Genomic DNA, 16218 nt, shown 5'->3' on the forward strand with positions numbered 1-16218 from the left:
AAGGCTACCAACCCACAGTAGAGCGGATAGCGTAGTGGTCGGAGAAGGTTTTTTTCATAGTATCAAATGATAAAACATCCAACTCTTCAGAAGCAAAAATATAATCAATACGCATTGGAAATTTTTCAAAGTTGAAAGTTGTTCCTAAGCCATTCCCACGTTTCCTAAAGCTATCGTGCATGCCTTCTTTTAATTTTCTATAGGTATAAGAAAATGGAGTGTTATTGAAATCACCTGCAATAATAATCGGGTACGATACTTTAGCTTTATGTGCATTTATTTCTTCAATTTGTGATTGCTGTTTTCTGAAAGCATAAGAAACCCGCTTCATCAACTTTTCATTATCATTTTTTTGTAAAAAGCTAACCCGAGGTATTATACCTAAAGATTGTAAATGCAAATTATAAACTCGAAGGGTATCCTTTCCTTTAACTATATCTACATATAAAGCATTATTATAAGTATCCGGAAAATCAAAATAACCTCTTTTTATGATTGGATATTTTGATAAAATAGCGTGACCTAAACTTGCTCTGTTGTGTTTATAATGAATAAATTTATACGGATATGCTGAGAAGTCAATTTTATTGCCTTTATAAAACTCCTGAATGCAGACAATATCGGGGTCTTCTTCAGAGAGGATTTCGGTCATTATATCAAAAGCTTCATCGTCCAAATTCTTCTCGTATGCATTAAAAAGTCTAACGTTATACGACAAAATATTCAAACTATTTTCATACTGTGAAGCATCAACTTGCGATGAAATTTCATAAAAAACATTGAAATAGAAATATGAAATTAAAAGAACAGTGAACGAAACAAAAAATCGTTTTCTAAACTGTATTGCCCAATAAATAGCGAAAATAATATTAACTATAATTAGCAATGAAACCACCAAGCTTAGCAAAGAAAGTATTGGAAAGGTCTTGGGAGGCAGGTAGGGTAAAACGAAAGATATCAATAATAGAAATGCTGCGAGCAAGTTGCCCCAAAAAATCATCTTATTGATAAATCTTCGCATGGAATTAATCTTCTTTCCCGGCTTTAAAAAGAAAGTCTTTTTCTTCTTTTGTTAGACTTTCATAACCGCTTTTACCTATTTTATCCAAAATCTCATCTATCTTTTTTTGATAATCAGACTTTGATTCTTTAGGCTTAGAACGCTTAGATTTTGGTTGTGTTGTACGGTGAACTTTTCGAAACGGTTTTTTTGTTCTTGGCTTAAAAAGATTGGCTATCCAATCCATGAAATTCTCGAACCATTTCCCAATATCATTACCTTTTGCAAGCTGAATTGCATATACATAACCAAACACTGCTCCTCCTACATGGGCTAAAATTCCTCCTGCATTTCCAGCTGGAATTCTAACTAAATCTAACACAAAAAGAAATAGCGCAATATGCCAAAGTTTGATTGTAAAACTAAATAATCGGAATGCTGTATTTGGAGTATATGTAGCTATAAATATCATTACAGCAGTAACCGCTCCAGATGCCCCAATCAAGTAGCCTCTACTTTCATTAAAAACAGGAAAAAGATTATAAGCTACTACAAATAAAAGTCCGCCAAAAAGTGCTCCTAACAAATATACCGTGAGCAATCTTTTACCTGTAAACAGGTTTAGCACAAATTGTCCAAACCAATACAACCATATCATATTAAATAGGATATGTAAAAACCCGAAATGCAAAAAAGAATAAGTAATTAAAGTCCAAGGCTTAGTTAATAGACTTCCAAAATCATCACTTAAAACAAACCAACGAGAAAAATAAAATTGACTAGTGTTTAAAAAGAAAGAGCCTAGATAAACTGCAAAAAATGCAATTGCATTAATCACAATAAGCTTCACCAGTATATTGGCCGACTTGTATTTATCTATAAGGTTGTTTGCTGCCATAATTAATTCCAGCGATGGTTATCAAAACTATTTTTCTTCCAGTACCAAGCCATAATAAACCCGAACAATGCTCCTCCAATATGTGCGAAGTGTGCAATACCTGTTTGAGCTCCTGTAATTCCAAAAACTAAATCTAAAACAATAATACCTGGGATAAAGTATTTTGCTTTAATAGGTATAGGCAGGAAAATCATCATCAGCTCTACTGTAGGGAACATCATTCCGAAAGCCACTAACACTCCATATACCGCTCCAGAAGCACCCAAAGCAACTCCGTTGTATATATTGTACATACTCTGAATTGTGTCCTGAGACACATACTCTAAAATTGCAGTGTTATACTTTCCTGTTTCCAAGATATCCATAATTTGCTGCTGACTTAGACCTGCACTTAACAAATCATCCATGCCACTATGAAGCTGGAAGTAATTTACAAGGGTATAAATTAACGCCGAACCAATTCCTGCAGAAAAGTAGAAGAACAGAAATTTCTTCTGTCCCCAACGCATTTCCAAAGGTGAACCAAAAGCCCACAAAGCATACATATTAAAAAGTATGTGGAAAAAGCTGCCATGCATAAACATTGATGTAACCGGCTGCCAAAACTGGAAATTAGAATTTTCGAAATAATATAAAGCGAATAATCTCTCCGCAATTCCTCCTGTAAACTGTGTGCCTATAAAAAAGATCACATTCAGGATTAATAGAAACTTTACTGTATCTGTTATTCTTCCCATAATTATTACTACCTCTGATTATACAATGTGTTTTAAAACACCACATCCTAATAAACCTCGGTAAAATTATTTAAACCCCTAAAGGTTAATTCTACATAAACTTCTTATCCAGTTCATTTACGTCTAAAGTAATGAAAACTGGCTTATTGGTTGGGCTTACAGACGGTTCCTTACAAGCAAACAATTGGTTTATTAAATGTTCACGCTCTTCGCTATTTAAAGAAACACCCGTTTTAATCGCCATACTTGCTGCCATCGATTTAGATAACATATCGTTCTGACTGAAGCCACTATCCGGCACTTCTTCTTTTATATCGTTAATAAGCTGACTTAGCAAATTTACAACATGGCTTTCTAGTATCAATACCGGAATTCCGCTAATCTCAATAGTTTCATCTTTTAACTCTGAAAAAATAAAACCTGTGTTCTCCAACTGTTCCCGTATTTTTTCAATAATAGCTACGTCAGGTTTAGAAAAACTAAGCTGAAGTGGAAATAATAACTGCTGACTAACCGCTTCTTTAACTGTTATATTCTTCAGCAATTCCTCATAAAGAATTCTTTGATGCGCTAGATTTTGATGAATTACCATCATTCCGCTTTTTAACGGACTTATAATGTATTTATTCTGAAGTTGAAACGTTGTTTGTCCACGTTCAGTTTCTTTATCAGTAAAAAGACTTCCCGTAACTTCTTCACTTTCAAACTCCATTTCTACGGCACTCAACGATCTCCCTTCGGCTTGTTGCGTGGTACCGAAACTAGAAGTTTCATTTTCACCTTTTAGTCCAACATATAACGATTCCCAAGAAGATTCTTTACCTCTGTTAAACGGGAATTTTATATTTGCTTGTTTAGGTTTTTCCTTAAACGGATTGAAATCTCTATCAACCTCTATAGTCGGTGCTGTAGGTGTTTTTTTACTGTATTCATAAGGGGTGTCGAACCCTTTATCTCTTTCAAAATCGAGTACAGGAGCAATATTAAACTGTCCTAAACTGTGTTTTACAGTTGCCCGAAGCATTGCATAAATAGAATGTTCATCGTCGAACTTAATTTCGGTTTTTGTAGGATGAATATTGATATCTATAGAATGTGGATCTACTTCTAAAAACAAAAAGTACCCTGGATGAACATCGTTTTTCATCAAGCCTTCAAATGCTGAATTTACCGCGTGATGTAAATATGGACTTTTTATAAAACGATCGTTTACAAAGAAAAACTGCTCTCCTCTACTTTTCTTTCCGTATTCGGGTTTCATTACAAAACCTTCTATTTTTAGAATCTCGGTTTCTTCACTTACCGGTACTAGTTTTTCATTTGTTTTACTTCCAAAGATATTTACAATTCGTTGACGCGAATTTGACGATGGAAGATTAAAAACATCGCTTCCATTGTGTAGCATATGAAAAGCAACACCGGGATGTGCCAAAGCTACACGGTGAAATTCGTCGATAATATGACGAGTTTCAACTGTATTGCTTTTAAGAAAGTTTCGTCTAGCAGGAATATTGTAAAATAGATTTTTAACCGAAATAGTTGTTCCTTTTGGTACAACAGCTGGTTCTTGGGAAATTACTTTGCTACCTTCAATAGTTAAATGTGTTCCTATTTCTGAATCTTCAGTCTTCGTTTTTAATTCAACGTGTGCAATTGCAGCAATAGAAGCTAAAGCTTCTCCTCGAAATCCTTTTGTATTTAAGTTAAATAAATCTTCAGCCGATTTTATTTTTGAAGTCGCGTGGCGCTCAAAACTCAATCGCGCATCGGTAACACTCATCCCTACTCCATTATCGGTAACTTGTACAAGTGTTTTTCCTGCATCTTTAACAACAAGTGTTATAGCAGTAGCTTTCGCGTCAATGGCGTTTTCCAATAACTCTTTTACTACCGAAGCAGGGCGTTGAACAACTTCCCCAGCTGCAATTTGGTTAGCAACGTGATCTGGTAATAACTGAATAATGTCTGACATTAAAATCTATGCGTAGAAAATGGATAAATCGAAATCAATAATAAATAGGAAAATAAGCACAAGAATTGCGATTATAGCCAAAAGTCTTAAATTGGTTTTTCTATCTGAAGACTGTCTTAAATCTGCCCAAGCAGTTCTAAATTTAGCTTTTATCCCTGTGTTTTCACCAACAGTAGTCCTGTATTGATCAAATTTATGACCTATTGAAAAAGGGCTACCTTCTCCGTCATATTCAAAATGACGTGGTTTATAACTATACTTCTTATTTTTTCTTCTACCTATTAGTCCCATAATTGTCGTGCCTCAAAGTTACTCAATTCAATTCTGAATTTAAATGTTTTTTGAACAATTACTGTACCAATGGTGTATTACGTGCTCATTGGCAGTGCGTAGTAAATTGCACCCTTCGATTGCGCTCAGAGTGACAAAATTGGAATTTGAATCTTAAATTTCGGTTACCGAGCGAATTCGAAGTATAAATATTAAAATTTAGAATCTTTGCGAAGTTGCGCCATTTTGATTGCTGCAATAGCTGCTTCAGTTCCTTTATTCCCGTGCTTTCCGCCACTACGATCTATAGCTTGTTGCATAGTATTATCTGTAAGAACACAGAAAATAACAGGGATATTCCCTTGAACATTTAAGTCTTTAATTCCTTGTGCTACGCCTTCACAAACGTAATCAAAATGCTTAGTTTCTCCTTGAATCACGCTACCTATTGCAATTACGGCATCAAGCATATCATAACTCTGAGTCATACGTTTACAACCGTAAATTAACTCAAAGCTCCCAGGAACATTCCAACGAACTATATTCTCGTTAATAGCGCCACAATCTTTCAAAGCATCGAAAGCGCCTTGAAACATTCCTTCTGTTATTTCGTGATTCCATTCTGAAACAACAATCCCAAATCGAAAGTCCTTCGCATTTGGGATTGTTGTTTTATCGTAAGCCGATAAATTTGTATTTTCTGTTGCCATTCTTTATTTCATTGCTTCTGCACGACCGGTATAAATTTCGGCTTTTGCAGCTTCAGTTGAATTCGGATATTCATCCGCTATTTGTTTGAAGTGCTTTAATGCTTTGTCATTCTGATTTAAAGCTATCGCTACAATTCCAGCTTTCAATAGGAAACGTGGCGTAGTAAATTCATTAGAGCGCATTTTTGCAGCTTCTTCGTAATATTTTAAAGCGTCTTCATTCTGATTTAGTTGAGCGAACGCATCACCAATTGCACCTTTAGCTAAAGGAGCTAGAACATCGTCCTTGCTGCTAAATTTATCTAACTGAGCAATTGCTTCTTGATATTTATTAGTGTTAAGGTAAGCCATACCTGCGTAATAATGTGCAAGGTTTGCCGCTTTTGTTCCACTATAGTTTTCAATTATATCAATAAAACCATATTTACCCTCTCCTCCTTGAAGTGAAAGATTGTATAGAGAGTCTTTAGCTGGAGCAGTTAAAGCTTGTTCCCAATAGTTTTGTGCTTGAAACAATTCGTTCATTGCTTCTGCCTCTTTAGGAGCTTTTATATACTGGTCGTAAGCAAAATATCCTAAAACACAAACAGCTACTACGATAATGAAACCTAAAATACCTTTTTGGTTCTTTTCAATCCACGCCTCCGTTTTAGATGCGCCTTCGTCAAGGGTATTAAACACTTCTGCAGTTGTGCTGCCGTCTTCTAATTGTTCTTCTTTTTCAACCTTAGTTCTAGGTTTGCCTCCGCGTTTTTTGTACGTTGCCATAGTTATTGATTATAGTGGCGCAAAAATAAAATTTTTAATGGAATTTAAAAGGATTAATATTTCTTATTTTTTATTAATACTCAATCCTACTATTAATAGACCTCAAAGCGCCATTTACGTGCAATAATAAACCTTTTAAAATAGATTTTAAACAAAAGAACATAAGTCTTTAGACAAAATCACGTCAAACCTTGTATTTTTACATCCTTATTTAAAACAACCTCTAAAATAGTTCTCAAAAGCACTAATATCATCGTATGGGTCTAAATGTCCTAAGTCAATTTTTTATATGAATTTACAAAAGCTATCCTTACTTAACTATAAAAATTTTGAAGCCAAATCCTTTGAATTTGATCCCAAAATCAACTGCTTCGTAGGGAATAATGGTGTAGGAAAAACTAACGTTCTAGATGCTATCTATCACCTTTCCTTTGGGAAAAGTTATTTCAATCCTATTACAATTCAAAATATAAAACACGGAGAGGAGTTTTTTGTAGTTGAAGGGTTTTACGATAGAAAAGAAAGTCAGGAAAAAATTGTTGTAAGTGCCAAAAAAGGACAAAAAAAGATCATTAAAAGAAATGGAAAGGCTTACGAGAAATTAAGTGAGCACATTGGATTTCTACCCTTAGTGATAATCTCACCCGCTGATAGAGATTTAATTATTGAAGGAAGCGATACACGAAGAAAGTTTATTGATGGTGTTATTTCGCAAAGAGATCCAGATTACTTACAAACTCTTCTCAAATACAATAAGGTATTATCACAACGTAATTCCCTGTTAAAGTATTTTGCTGCAAACAACACTTTTAACCAAGATACAATTGACATTTACAATGGACAACTTCACAATTACGGAACATCTATCTTCGGAAAAAGAAACGCATTCCTAGAAGAATTTTTTCCAATATTTCAAAATAGATACAAGTCGATTAGCAGTGGTGACGAATCCATAAACTTAATTTATCAAAGTCAATTACAAGAAAATGATTTGCTAACGCTTCTTCAAACAAATATTGTAAAGGATAAAATCACGCAGTACACCAACTTTGGAATTCATAAAGACGATTTAATTTTTGAAATTGACGGACATCCTATCAAGAAGTTTGGCTCACAAGGGCAACAAAAATCGTATCTTATAGCATTAAAGCTAGCTCAATTCGATTTTATAAAAAATCACACTAAAACTAACCCGATTTTACTTTTAGATGATATTTTTGACAAACTCGATGAAACCCGAGTAGAACATTTAATTACTTTAGTAGACAAAGAAAACTTCGGGCAGCTATTCATCAGTGATACTCACGCCGAACGAACCGAAGAAGTAATAAAAAAAGTACACCAGACATATAAAATGTTTCAGCTATAAACTTAAGAAAAGATGAATTTTAGAATAATACTAATAATACTTACTACCGTTTTATTTTCTTGTAAAAAACCTAATCCAGAGGAACAAAAGCAACATCTCAACGGTTATTGGGAAATAAACACCGTAGAAATGCCAGACGGAGAAGTTAAAAACTTTGGTGTAAACACTATAATAGACTATATTGAGATAAATGGCGATAGCGGAACTCGCACAAAGGTTTCTCCAAAATTTGATGGAACCTTTAATACAAATGGTGTAACGGAGGACTTCACCTTAAATATTGAAGAAAACCAATTAATCATGCACTACAAAACTTCATTTGACGAATGGAAAGAAATAGTAGTTGAAGCAAAAGATAGCACCTTGGTTTTAAAAAACAGAGATAATAAAACTTACACGTACAATAGGTTTAAAAAATTTGACATTGTAGATTGATTACAGATGTTGAATAGTAAATGATAAACCTTAAAATTCACATTTCTAAAATTGAAAAATGGCTAAACGATACGCAGAAAATATATCACTTGGAGACGCTTTAAAAGAGTTTATCGGTAAAAACAAGCTTGACAAAGGCTTGGACAAGGTAAACGCTAAAGAAGCGTGGGTAGCCGTTATGGGTCACGCTATTGTAAAATACACATCCGATGTAAAATTGGATCGTGAGACGTTATACGTGCAACTTACTTCTTCAGTTTTACGTGAAGAGCTCAGTTACGGAAAAGACAAAATAGTTAAACTACTCAATGAAGAGCTGGGAAGAGAATTAATAAAAAAGTTGATATTACGATAGAGCAAAAAATTAAAGTAAAAACAAAACGCCTTCCAAATTGGAAGGCGTTTTCAATATAAATAGTTTGTAAATACTTAGAACATTTCACGACCTGAGAAATGGAAAGCACTTTCAATTGCAGCGTTTTCATCGCTATCACTTCCGTGAACTGCGTTTTCGCCAATTGAAGCTGCATACATTTTACGGATAGTACCTTCAGCAGCATCTGCTGGATTAGTAGCACCAATTAATGTACGGAAATCTTCAACTGCATTTTCTTTTTCAAGAATTGCAGCAACGATTGGACCGCGTGTCATATATTCTACTAATTCGCCATAAAATGGACGCTCACTATGTACTGCATAAAATGCTTTAGCATCGTTTGTAGTCATATGAGTAAGTTTCATCGCTACGATTCTAAAACCTGAAGCGTTAATTTTTTCAAGAATTGCGCCTATGTGTCCTTTTTCAACCGCATCTGGCTTTAACATTGTAAATGTTCTGTCTGTTCTCATTGTGTTTTTTAAATTTCGGCAAAAATAGGTATTTTATTTTCAACATTCAAAACCTATGCTTTTTGTTTAAACACTTAACACACATAATTAGATATAATTCAATCACTTCAGCAGTATTTCCACCAATAATTAACCATATTCGATTCTTTGGGGTTAAAAGGCTTTATCGTATCTTCGCGCCCTATGAATAAAGAAACCACAGAAGTAGTAAAAAACCTACTTAAATCGCCTCAAAACATAGTAATCATCGGCCATAGAAACCCTGATGGGGATGCGCTTGGCTCTTGCTTAGGCCTTTCATTTTATTTGAAAAGTGAAGGACATAATACAACTGTATTAATGCCTAATGACTTTCCAGATTTCTTAAAGTGGATGCCTGGAGCAGATGATATTTTAATCTATGAAAAGGAGATTGAAAAAAGCACTGAGACTTTAAACCAAGCTGATATAATTTTCACTCTAGATTTTAACGATTTAAGTAGAGTTGGCGATCCACTTAACGGTGTACTGGAAGAATCTTCTGCAAAATTTGTAATGATAGACCATCACCAACAACCATCAGACTACGCTGTTGCAACATATAGCGATGTTAAAATGAGCTCTACTGCAGAAATGGTTTACCATTTTATAGACGCCTTAGATGGAACTGAAAAATTATCAAAAGAAATAGCTACCAATCTTTATACTGGGATAATGACCGATACGGGATCATTTCGTTTTTCGTCTACCTCTCCTACTACACATAAGGTTGCAGCAAAATTGATTGAAACTGGTGCAGAAAGTGCTATTATCCATCAAAATGTTTACGACAACAACAGCCCTGAAAGAATGAAATTGCTAGGCGTTGCCTTAAACAACTTGCATTTAATTCCAGAATTACACACAGCCTACATCACGCTTACACAGAGTGAATTAGACGAAAATAACTTTAGAAAAGGAGATACCGAGGGGTTTGTAAATTATGCATTGTCGGTTAAAGGTATTGTTTTCGCTGTAATATTCATTGAAAACAAACAAGAGAGTATTGTGAAAATTTCTTTTAGAAGTAAGGGAACGTTTTCAGTAAATGATTTTGCTCGTAATCATTACAGTGGTGGTGGACATATTAACGCTGCCGGGGGGAAAAGTTCGCAAGACCTTAACAAAACCATAAACGAATTTATTAGTATCTTGCCACGTTATAAAAACGAACTTGCAAATGCTCAATAAGCTAATATACATATTATTATTCTCGGCTTTAATCACCTCTTGTAAAAGCCCTGAAGCCAGGAAGCCTATACAAAGTCAGTCTGGTACATTCATAAAAGAATCTGCAGAAAGGAATAAAAAACTTTATGAAGAGGAAAAAGATTATATCGAAAAAATAATCGCAAAAGACTCAACTCACAACTACATTACGTCTGAAAGTGGGTTCTGGTATTTTTACAATAAACGCGATACTACATCTTCAGATATGCCTGATCCAGGAGATATTGTAAAATTCACTTACGACATTAAAGACCTAAACGGTTCTTTGATTCTTTCAGAAAAAGATAATGGTTTACAGCAATACAAAGTGGACCAAAGCAATCAAGAACTTATCTCTGGTGTACGTGATGGCATAAAACTTATGAAGGAAGGTGAAACAGTAACTTTCCTATTTCCTTCCTATAAAGCCTATGGTTATTATGGGATCGAACAAAAACTCGGCACTAATATTCCTGTGCAGAGCACTGTAACTTTACACTCAATTGAACAATCAAACGAAAATTAATTATTTATGAAAAAATTATCATTTCTATTTTTATCACTTACGCTTGCATTTGCGTCTTGTCAGGAGAAATATCCTGAATTAAAGGAAGATGGTGTATATGCTGAATTTATTACTAATAAAGGAACTTTTGTTGCTAAACTAAAAAATGAAACTGCACCACTTACTGTTTCTAACTTCGTAGCATTAGCCGAAGGTACTAACGGAATGGTAGATTCTATTTACAAAGGAAAGCGCTTTTACGATGGACTTTCTTTCCACAGAGTTATAAAAGATTTTATGATTCAAGGTGGGGACCCAAAAGGTGATGGTACAGGAAGCCCTGGTTACGCATTTCCAGATGAAATTACCGACACTATTCGATTTGACAGAAAAGGACTGTTAGCAATGGCTAATTCAGGCCCAGCGACAAATGGAAGTCAGTTTTTCGTTACTTTAAAAGAAACTCCTTGGTTAGACGGCCGTCACACTATTTTTGGTGAGATTGTAGTTGGGCAAGACATTGTTGACGCAATTGGAGTAGTAGAAACAGAAAAGCCTGGTGATAAACCAATTTCTCCAGTAATTATTGAAAAAGTAAACATCATCAATAAAGGGAAGGTGAAAGTTCCTTACTTTACTGAAGAGATGAATAAAATAGAAAAAGAGAAAAAAGAGAAAGAAGAGCGCATTAATAAAATTGCATCTACTAAAGCAGAGGAATTAAAAGCCCTAAAGGCTAAAGCTGATTCTCTTCCTTCAGGTTTAAAAATCTACTTCAACGAAAAAGCAGAAGGAGAACAACCTAACGAAGGCGACAAAATTTTAATGAACTACGCTGGTTTCTTAACAAACGGAAAATTATTCGATTCGAATATTTTAAAAAATGCTGAGCAATACGAAATGGTTGATGAAATGCGTAAAGCAGCTGGACAATACGTACCAGTACCAACAGATTACAGCAAAGACGCTCAGTTAATTCCAGGTTTCCGCGAAGGATTACTAAATATGAAAGTTGGCGATAAAGCTACACTCTTTATCCCTTCTCATTTAGCATATGGAAAAAGAGGAGTTCCAGGAGTTATACCTGCTGATTCTGAATTAATTTTCGAACTAGAACTTGTAGAGATTGTGAAGTAATTTCAAATCTTGCTAAATAAAAAAAGAGGAACCGATTTAAAATCAGTTCCTCTATTTTATTTGAATTAATTGTAAAGAGCTCAATAAGCTATAACCCTACCCTATTTTTGAATAATTTGGGTAGCGAAACAACTCAGCGCTATTTCTTCGGTATATTCTTCATTACTTCAAGAGTAAAGTCCCAGTATTTTTGAGCTGAAGAAATGCTTGCACGCTCATCAGGAGAATGCGCTCCTCTAATAGTTGGACCAAAGGAAATCATATCCATCCCTGGATAATTCTGACCTAGAATACCACATTCTAATCCTGCGTGACAAGCAGCTACATTAGCTTTTTCCCCATTCATTTTTTCGTAAAGACTATCCATTACTTTTAAAATAGCACTATCCATATTTGGTGCCCACCCAGGATAATCACCTGAAAGTTTAACCTCGTAACCTGCTAATTCAAAAGTTGATTTTAAAGCATTTGCTAAAGTCGCTTTTGAAGACTCAACAGAACTTCTAGTTAGGCATTCAATTTTGATGCTTCCACCTGCAACTGATACTTTTGCAATATTATTTGAAGTCTCAACCAAGTCTTCAATGTCTGGAGACATTCTATAAACACCGTTATGTGCAGCATTCATAACATTTAAAAACTTAGTCTGACATTCGCTGTGCATTACCTTAGAAAAAGCCTCATCGCTCTTTTCAGCAGTAATTGAAAGATTTTCTTCTAATGATTTATACTCTACAAGAATATCTTTTTTCATGCTTTCGAATGCAGCTTGAAATTTCGATTCATCTGTAACTACAACCTTTGCAACACTTTCACGCGGAATTGCATTTCGAAGACTACCTCCTTCAAGATTAGCTAACTCCATAAAGTCATTAGTAGCAAAAAGTAATCTGTTCATCAACTTATTTGCATTTCCAAGACCTTTAATGATATCCATTCCACTATGGCCACCGTTTAGTCCTTTTACACTAATAATATATGATTGCCCATTTTTAGAGGCATCAACATTTTTGTAATCTCCTGAAGCAGTAATATCTACTCCACCAGCACAACCAATACCAATCTCATCATCTTCTTCAGTGTCTAAGTTTAAAAGAATATCACCCTTCAGCACTCCTCCTTTTAAGCCTTTTGCACCAGTCATTCCTGTTTCTTCATCTATAGTGAAAAGCGCTTCTATTGCTGGATGTTCTATATCGTTACTTTCAAGAATCGCCATTATTGTAGCAACTCCTAAACCATTGTCTGCCCCAAGTGTAGTTCCTTTAGCGCGTACCCAATCACCATCAACATACATTTCAATTCCTTGCTTGTCGAAATCGAAGTTTGTGTCGTTGTTTTTTTGGTGAACCATATCTAAATGACTTTGTAAAATAATCATTTTTCGGTCTTCCATTCCTTTAGTTGCAGGCTTGCGGATAATTACGTTTCCTACTTCATCTTCTATGGTTTCCAATCCAAGACTTTTTCCGAAGTCTTTCATAAAAGCAATTACACGCTCCTCTTTTTTTGAAGGTCGCGGTACAGCGTTAAGATCTGCAAATTTGTTCCAAAGAGCTTTAGGCTCTAAGTTTCTTATTTCTTGGTTCATATAATTTATAATTTTTATTGTGAAAAAATTTTTACCGCGAATTCATGAATATCCTGCGAGGTGTTCCCCGCTATTTATGTGGGGCTCCTTGTAAGTTTAATTTATTTTTGAATTCGAGGCATATTTCCACAAAATTACCGTTTTTCATCCGCTATAAAAATTATGTGGAGAAAGAATTCCTTTGTAAGTTTGAATTATGCAAAGACGAACTTCACTAATCATTGCGCTGCTTCTACCAATACAGATATTTCTGCTTCAAATTCTAAAGAATTTTCCCGAATTTGTAGAGAAGTATTACAGTTTAGGCTTCTATCCTATGCTTTCAAAAATCTCTCGCTATCTGTTTGGGTGGGTTCCATTTTCTGTTGGAGACGTTTTTTATTTACTGATTGCTATTATTGCTATACGATGGGTTTACAAAAACTATTACCGACTTCGTTTTGAACCATTTCGAGTTTTAATAGACATTACTGCTGCCGTTTCAGTGGTATATTTTATGTTCCATATACTTTGGGCTTTCAATTATTATAGACTACCTCTTCATAGATCGCTGCAACTAGAAAGCGATTACAGCTACGAGCAATTGCTGGAAACAACTAAAAAATTTATTGAAAAGAGTAACACATTGCACAATGAATTAAACGGGGGTGATACTCTAAAAGTAGAGGTTCCCTATACTCAAAAAACAATGTTGGAAAGATCCACAAACGGCTATGTTAATTTAGAAAAAGAATTCCCACAACTCGCCTATTCACCTCGAAGTATTAAGAATAGCGGTTGGAGCTTAGGGTTGACGTATATGGGTTACAGTGGATATCTAAATCCGTTTTCTGGAGAAGCACAAGTGAACAATTTAATTAAAACTTATAAATTCCCTGTAGTGGCCTGCCACGAAGAAGCGCATCAAATTGGTTATGCTGCAGAAAACGAAGCTAATTTTATTGCGACTTTAGCAACCCTTCACAACAACGACACTTATATACAATATGCTGGTCACATATTTACACTTCGTTATTTATTAAGCGATGTGTTTAGAAACAGTGAAGATGATTTTTTTGAATTAACAAAAACCATTAACCCAGGAATTTTAGCCAGTTATAGAGAAATGCAAGATTTTTGGGGAAGCTATGAAAATCCTTTCGAAACATTTTCAAAAGTATTTTGGGATAATTTCTTAAAAGCAAATAACCAAAGTGATGGTATAAAAAGTTATAATTATATGGTGGCTTTGGTGGTTAATTATTTTGAAGGGAGAACTTTATAATCCTTTTCATGTCTTTGAATAATAATTAAATAAGACGATTTAATTGATGAAATGATTAAATCAGCCCAGTTTTCTAAGTAAAAATTAGCGATTTCTTTAATAATTGAGATATTTTTTTATTATTCTTGCCGCATTGAAAATTGCTTATTTATGAAAAGAAAACATTTATTTCAATACTTATTTTTAGGTATTGTGTTTGTTCTTCAATCTTGTGAGGTTGATATAATGAATGATAAACGTGTTTTAGTAACAGGAACCATTGTTGACAGCAACAACAATCCTATTTCAAATATTTCTGTTCGTTCTGAGACTAGCCGTGAAGCATTATTAGGTGAGACTGTAAGTGACGAGAATGGACAATTTGAATTCACTTCGCTTATGTCAAAACCTCCATATAATTTTTATATAGCTGTTAATTCAAAACCGTTTAGCGAAATCTGGCATTACCACTATGATACCGAACTAATTGAAAATATAGATTATTCTGCCAAAGCCTTTTACGACGAAAGCAATAATCGTAATGCTTCTACATATAATTTAGGTGTTATTCAGCTAAATAAGTATGCAAAACTTAACCTTCATATTAACAATATTCCAGGAGACACAAACACTCTTGAATACAAACTAAATTATGATTCCGCTATTTGTAGAGTAAACTTAAATGGCAATGATTTAAACCAATGTGAAGATGATGAATCTGAATTTCGGTTTTTAGATTCAGAATACTCAGATATTCATATCAATGTAGAAAGCCAATTAGGTACGACCGTAGCGTTTATTTACAAATTGAATGGCGAGCCTGAACAAACAATTTCCATCCCACTAACAAACCCTGAAAATACATATGTTTTTGAATATTAGAACTTTTGTGTTGGCGTTATTTATTTCATCTACCGCATTTGCACAACAAACAGAGACTACTAAAATAGACAGCTTAGGACCAGGTAAGAACATTGGCAACATCAGTTTTGGCCCATATTTTCCAATTGCATTTGGTGATAATTTTGCAAATAATGGTTTGGATTTAAAAATGGGGGCGAGATTTTCTTTTAAAATTAAAACAACTAAAGACTTTTATGTTGGCCCATATTTTAGTTTTTTCAAATCTAATGTTTCGGACCCAGAGCTAATAGGAAACTACTTCCGTTCAAACAACTATTTAGTTGGAGGAATGGTTAATTATGAAAAGCACATAGGAGATTTTGACGCTAGCATCGGAATTGGTGTTGGGTATTCAACCTATCGCAATCACGCCACAGGTGACAATTTTAGCGATACCGCGACTGCAGTGTGGTTAAATCCTGAGCTAAGCTATCGATTTTCAAACTATTTAGGTGTTTACGCTTCTACTGAATTACGTCACGATTTTATGAATGTGAATGTTCCTAAGGAATTAAAAGACACTTTTAATGGTGCTAATTACCTCAACATTAGTTTCGGACTTCGTATAAATTTAGGGACTGCACATAAGTATATGTAACTTATC

The 16218-nt window shown here is 34.5% G+C and carries 18 protein-coding genes; 9 read left to right on the forward strand and 9 right to left on the reverse strand.

Going from position 1 to position 16218, the window contains the following annotated elements:
* Positions 1–4 precede the first annotated feature (4 nt).
* The 7 genes from G3A46_RS07895 to G3A46_RS07925 form a co-directional block, all read right to left on the reverse strand.
* Complete coding sequence (locus tag G3A46_RS07895) at positions 5–1021, reverse strand: endonuclease/exonuclease/phosphatase family protein (protein WP_165148479.1); 1017 nt, start codon at positions 1019–1021, stop codon at positions 5–7.
* 4 nt (positions 1022–1025) lie between these two features.
* A complete protein-coding gene (locus tag G3A46_RS07900; RefSeq protein ID WP_165148482.1) occupies positions 1026–1898 on the reverse strand; it encodes a rhomboid family intramembrane serine protease in 873 nt (290 codons plus the stop codon).
* 2 nt (positions 1899–1900) lie between these two features.
* On the reverse strand, positions 1901–2635 hold the full coding sequence (locus G3A46_RS07905; RefSeq protein ID WP_139854945.1) for a rhomboid family intramembrane serine protease: 735 nt from the start codon (positions 2633–2635) through the stop codon (positions 1901–1903).
* 91 nt (positions 2636–2726) lie between these two features.
* The gene (gene mutL / locus G3A46_RS07910) at positions 2727–4607 is read right to left on the reverse strand and encodes a DNA mismatch repair endonuclease MutL (RefSeq protein ID WP_165148485.1); all 1881 of its coding nucleotides are present in this window, start codon (positions 4605–4607) and stop codon (positions 2727–2729) included.
* A gap of 6 nt (positions 4608–4613) precedes the next feature.
* Complete coding sequence (locus G3A46_RS07915) at positions 4614–4898, reverse strand: riboflavin synthase subunit beta (protein WP_139854947.1); 285 nt, start codon at positions 4896–4898, stop codon at positions 4614–4616.
* A 191-nt stretch (positions 4899–5089) separates the two neighbouring features.
* On the reverse strand, positions 5090–5587 hold the full coding sequence (ribH, locus tag G3A46_RS07920; RefSeq protein ID WP_139854948.1) for a 6,7-dimethyl-8-ribityllumazine synthase: 498 nt from the start codon (positions 5585–5587) through the stop codon (positions 5090–5092).
* 3 nt (positions 5588–5590) lie between these two features.
* The gene (locus G3A46_RS07925; RefSeq protein WP_139854949.1) at positions 5591–6355 is read right to left on the reverse strand and encodes a tetratricopeptide repeat protein; all 765 of its coding nucleotides are present in this window, start codon (positions 6353–6355) and stop codon (positions 5591–5593) included.
* A gap of 289 nt (positions 6356–6644) precedes the next feature.
* Between G3A46_RS07925 and G3A46_RS07930 the strand changes: the two genes are divergently transcribed.
* The 3 genes from G3A46_RS07930 to G3A46_RS07940 are packed head-to-tail and all read left to right on the forward strand — an operon-like array spanning position 6645 to position 8514.
* Positions 6645–7724 (forward strand): DNA replication/repair protein RecF, encoded by a 1080-nt coding sequence (locus G3A46_RS07930; RefSeq protein WP_165148488.1) that lies wholly within the window; start codon positions 6645–6647, stop codon positions 7722–7724.
* Between the two features lie 12 nt (positions 7725–7736).
* The gene (locus G3A46_RS07935; RefSeq protein ID WP_165148491.1) at positions 7737–8159 is read left to right on the forward strand and encodes a lipocalin family protein; all 423 of its coding nucleotides are present in this window, start codon (positions 7737–7739) and stop codon (positions 8157–8159) included.
* Between the two features lie 58 nt (positions 8160–8217).
* Complete coding sequence (locus G3A46_RS07940) at positions 8218–8514, forward strand: DUF721 domain-containing protein (RefSeq protein WP_139854952.1); 297 nt, start codon at positions 8218–8220, stop codon at positions 8512–8514.
* A gap of 74 nt (positions 8515–8588) precedes the next feature.
* Here the strand turns inward: G3A46_RS07940 and G3A46_RS07945 are convergent, their stop codons facing one another.
* The gene (locus tag G3A46_RS07945) at positions 8589–9008 is read right to left on the reverse strand and encodes a nucleoside-diphosphate kinase (protein WP_165148494.1); all 420 of its coding nucleotides are present in this window, start codon (positions 9006–9008) and stop codon (positions 8589–8591) included.
* A gap of 183 nt (positions 9009–9191) precedes the next feature.
* Here G3A46_RS07945 and G3A46_RS07950 point away from each other — a divergent pair, with 183 nt between their 5' ends.
* Genes G3A46_RS07950 through G3A46_RS07960 form a run of 3 tightly spaced genes read left to right on the forward strand, consistent with a single transcriptional unit; the run spans position 9192 to position 11877 of the window.
* Complete coding sequence (locus G3A46_RS07950; RefSeq protein ID WP_165148497.1) at positions 9192–10217, forward strand: bifunctional oligoribonuclease/PAP phosphatase NrnA; 1026 nt, start codon at positions 9192–9194, stop codon at positions 10215–10217.
* Positions 10207–10761 carry a gliding motility-associated peptidyl-prolyl isomerase GldI gene (gene gldI, locus G3A46_RS07955; protein ID WP_139854955.1) on the forward strand — a complete coding sequence of 185 codons (555 nt, stop codon included), beginning with the start codon at positions 10207–10209 and terminating at the stop codon, positions 10759–10761. The genes G3A46_RS07950 and gldI overlap by 11 nt, the downstream gene beginning before the upstream one ends.
* Positions 10762–10767: 6 nt before the next feature.
* A complete protein-coding gene (locus tag G3A46_RS07960; protein ID WP_165148500.1) occupies positions 10768–11877 on the forward strand; it encodes a peptidylprolyl isomerase in 1110 nt (369 codons plus the stop codon).
* A gap of 139 nt (positions 11878–12016) precedes the next feature.
* On the opposite strand, the gene G3A46_RS07965 is transcribed toward G3A46_RS07960, so the two are convergent.
* Complete coding sequence (locus G3A46_RS07965; RefSeq protein WP_165148503.1) at positions 12017–13468, reverse strand: aminoacyl-histidine dipeptidase; 1452 nt, start codon at positions 13466–13468, stop codon at positions 12017–12019.
* Positions 13469–13664: 196 nt separating this feature from the next.
* Here G3A46_RS07965 and G3A46_RS07970 point away from each other — a divergent pair, with 196 nt between their 5' ends.
* The 3 genes from G3A46_RS07970 (at position 13665) to G3A46_RS07980 (ending at position 16212) form a co-directional block, all read left to right on the forward strand.
* Entirely contained in the window at positions 13665–14732 is a 1068-nt protein-coding gene (locus G3A46_RS07970; protein ID WP_165148506.1) for a DUF3810 domain-containing protein, read from the forward strand.
* A gap of 150 nt (positions 14733–14882) precedes the next feature.
* A complete protein-coding gene (locus G3A46_RS07975; RefSeq protein ID WP_165148509.1) occupies positions 14883–15593 on the forward strand; it encodes a carboxypeptidase-like regulatory domain-containing protein in 711 nt (236 codons plus the stop codon).
* Positions 15583–16212 (forward strand): hypothetical protein, encoded by a 630-nt coding sequence (locus tag G3A46_RS07980; protein ID WP_165148512.1) that lies wholly within the window; start codon positions 15583–15585, stop codon positions 16210–16212. The genes G3A46_RS07975 and G3A46_RS07980 overlap by 11 nt, the downstream gene beginning before the upstream one ends.
* The last annotated feature ends 6 nt before the right edge of the window (positions 16213–16218 follow it).

The sequence above is a fragment of the Aequorivita sp. KMM 9714 genome (assembly GCF_011065475.1).
GTDB lineage: Bacteria > Bacteroidota > Bacteroidia > Flavobacteriales > Flavobacteriaceae > Aequorivita > Aequorivita sinensis.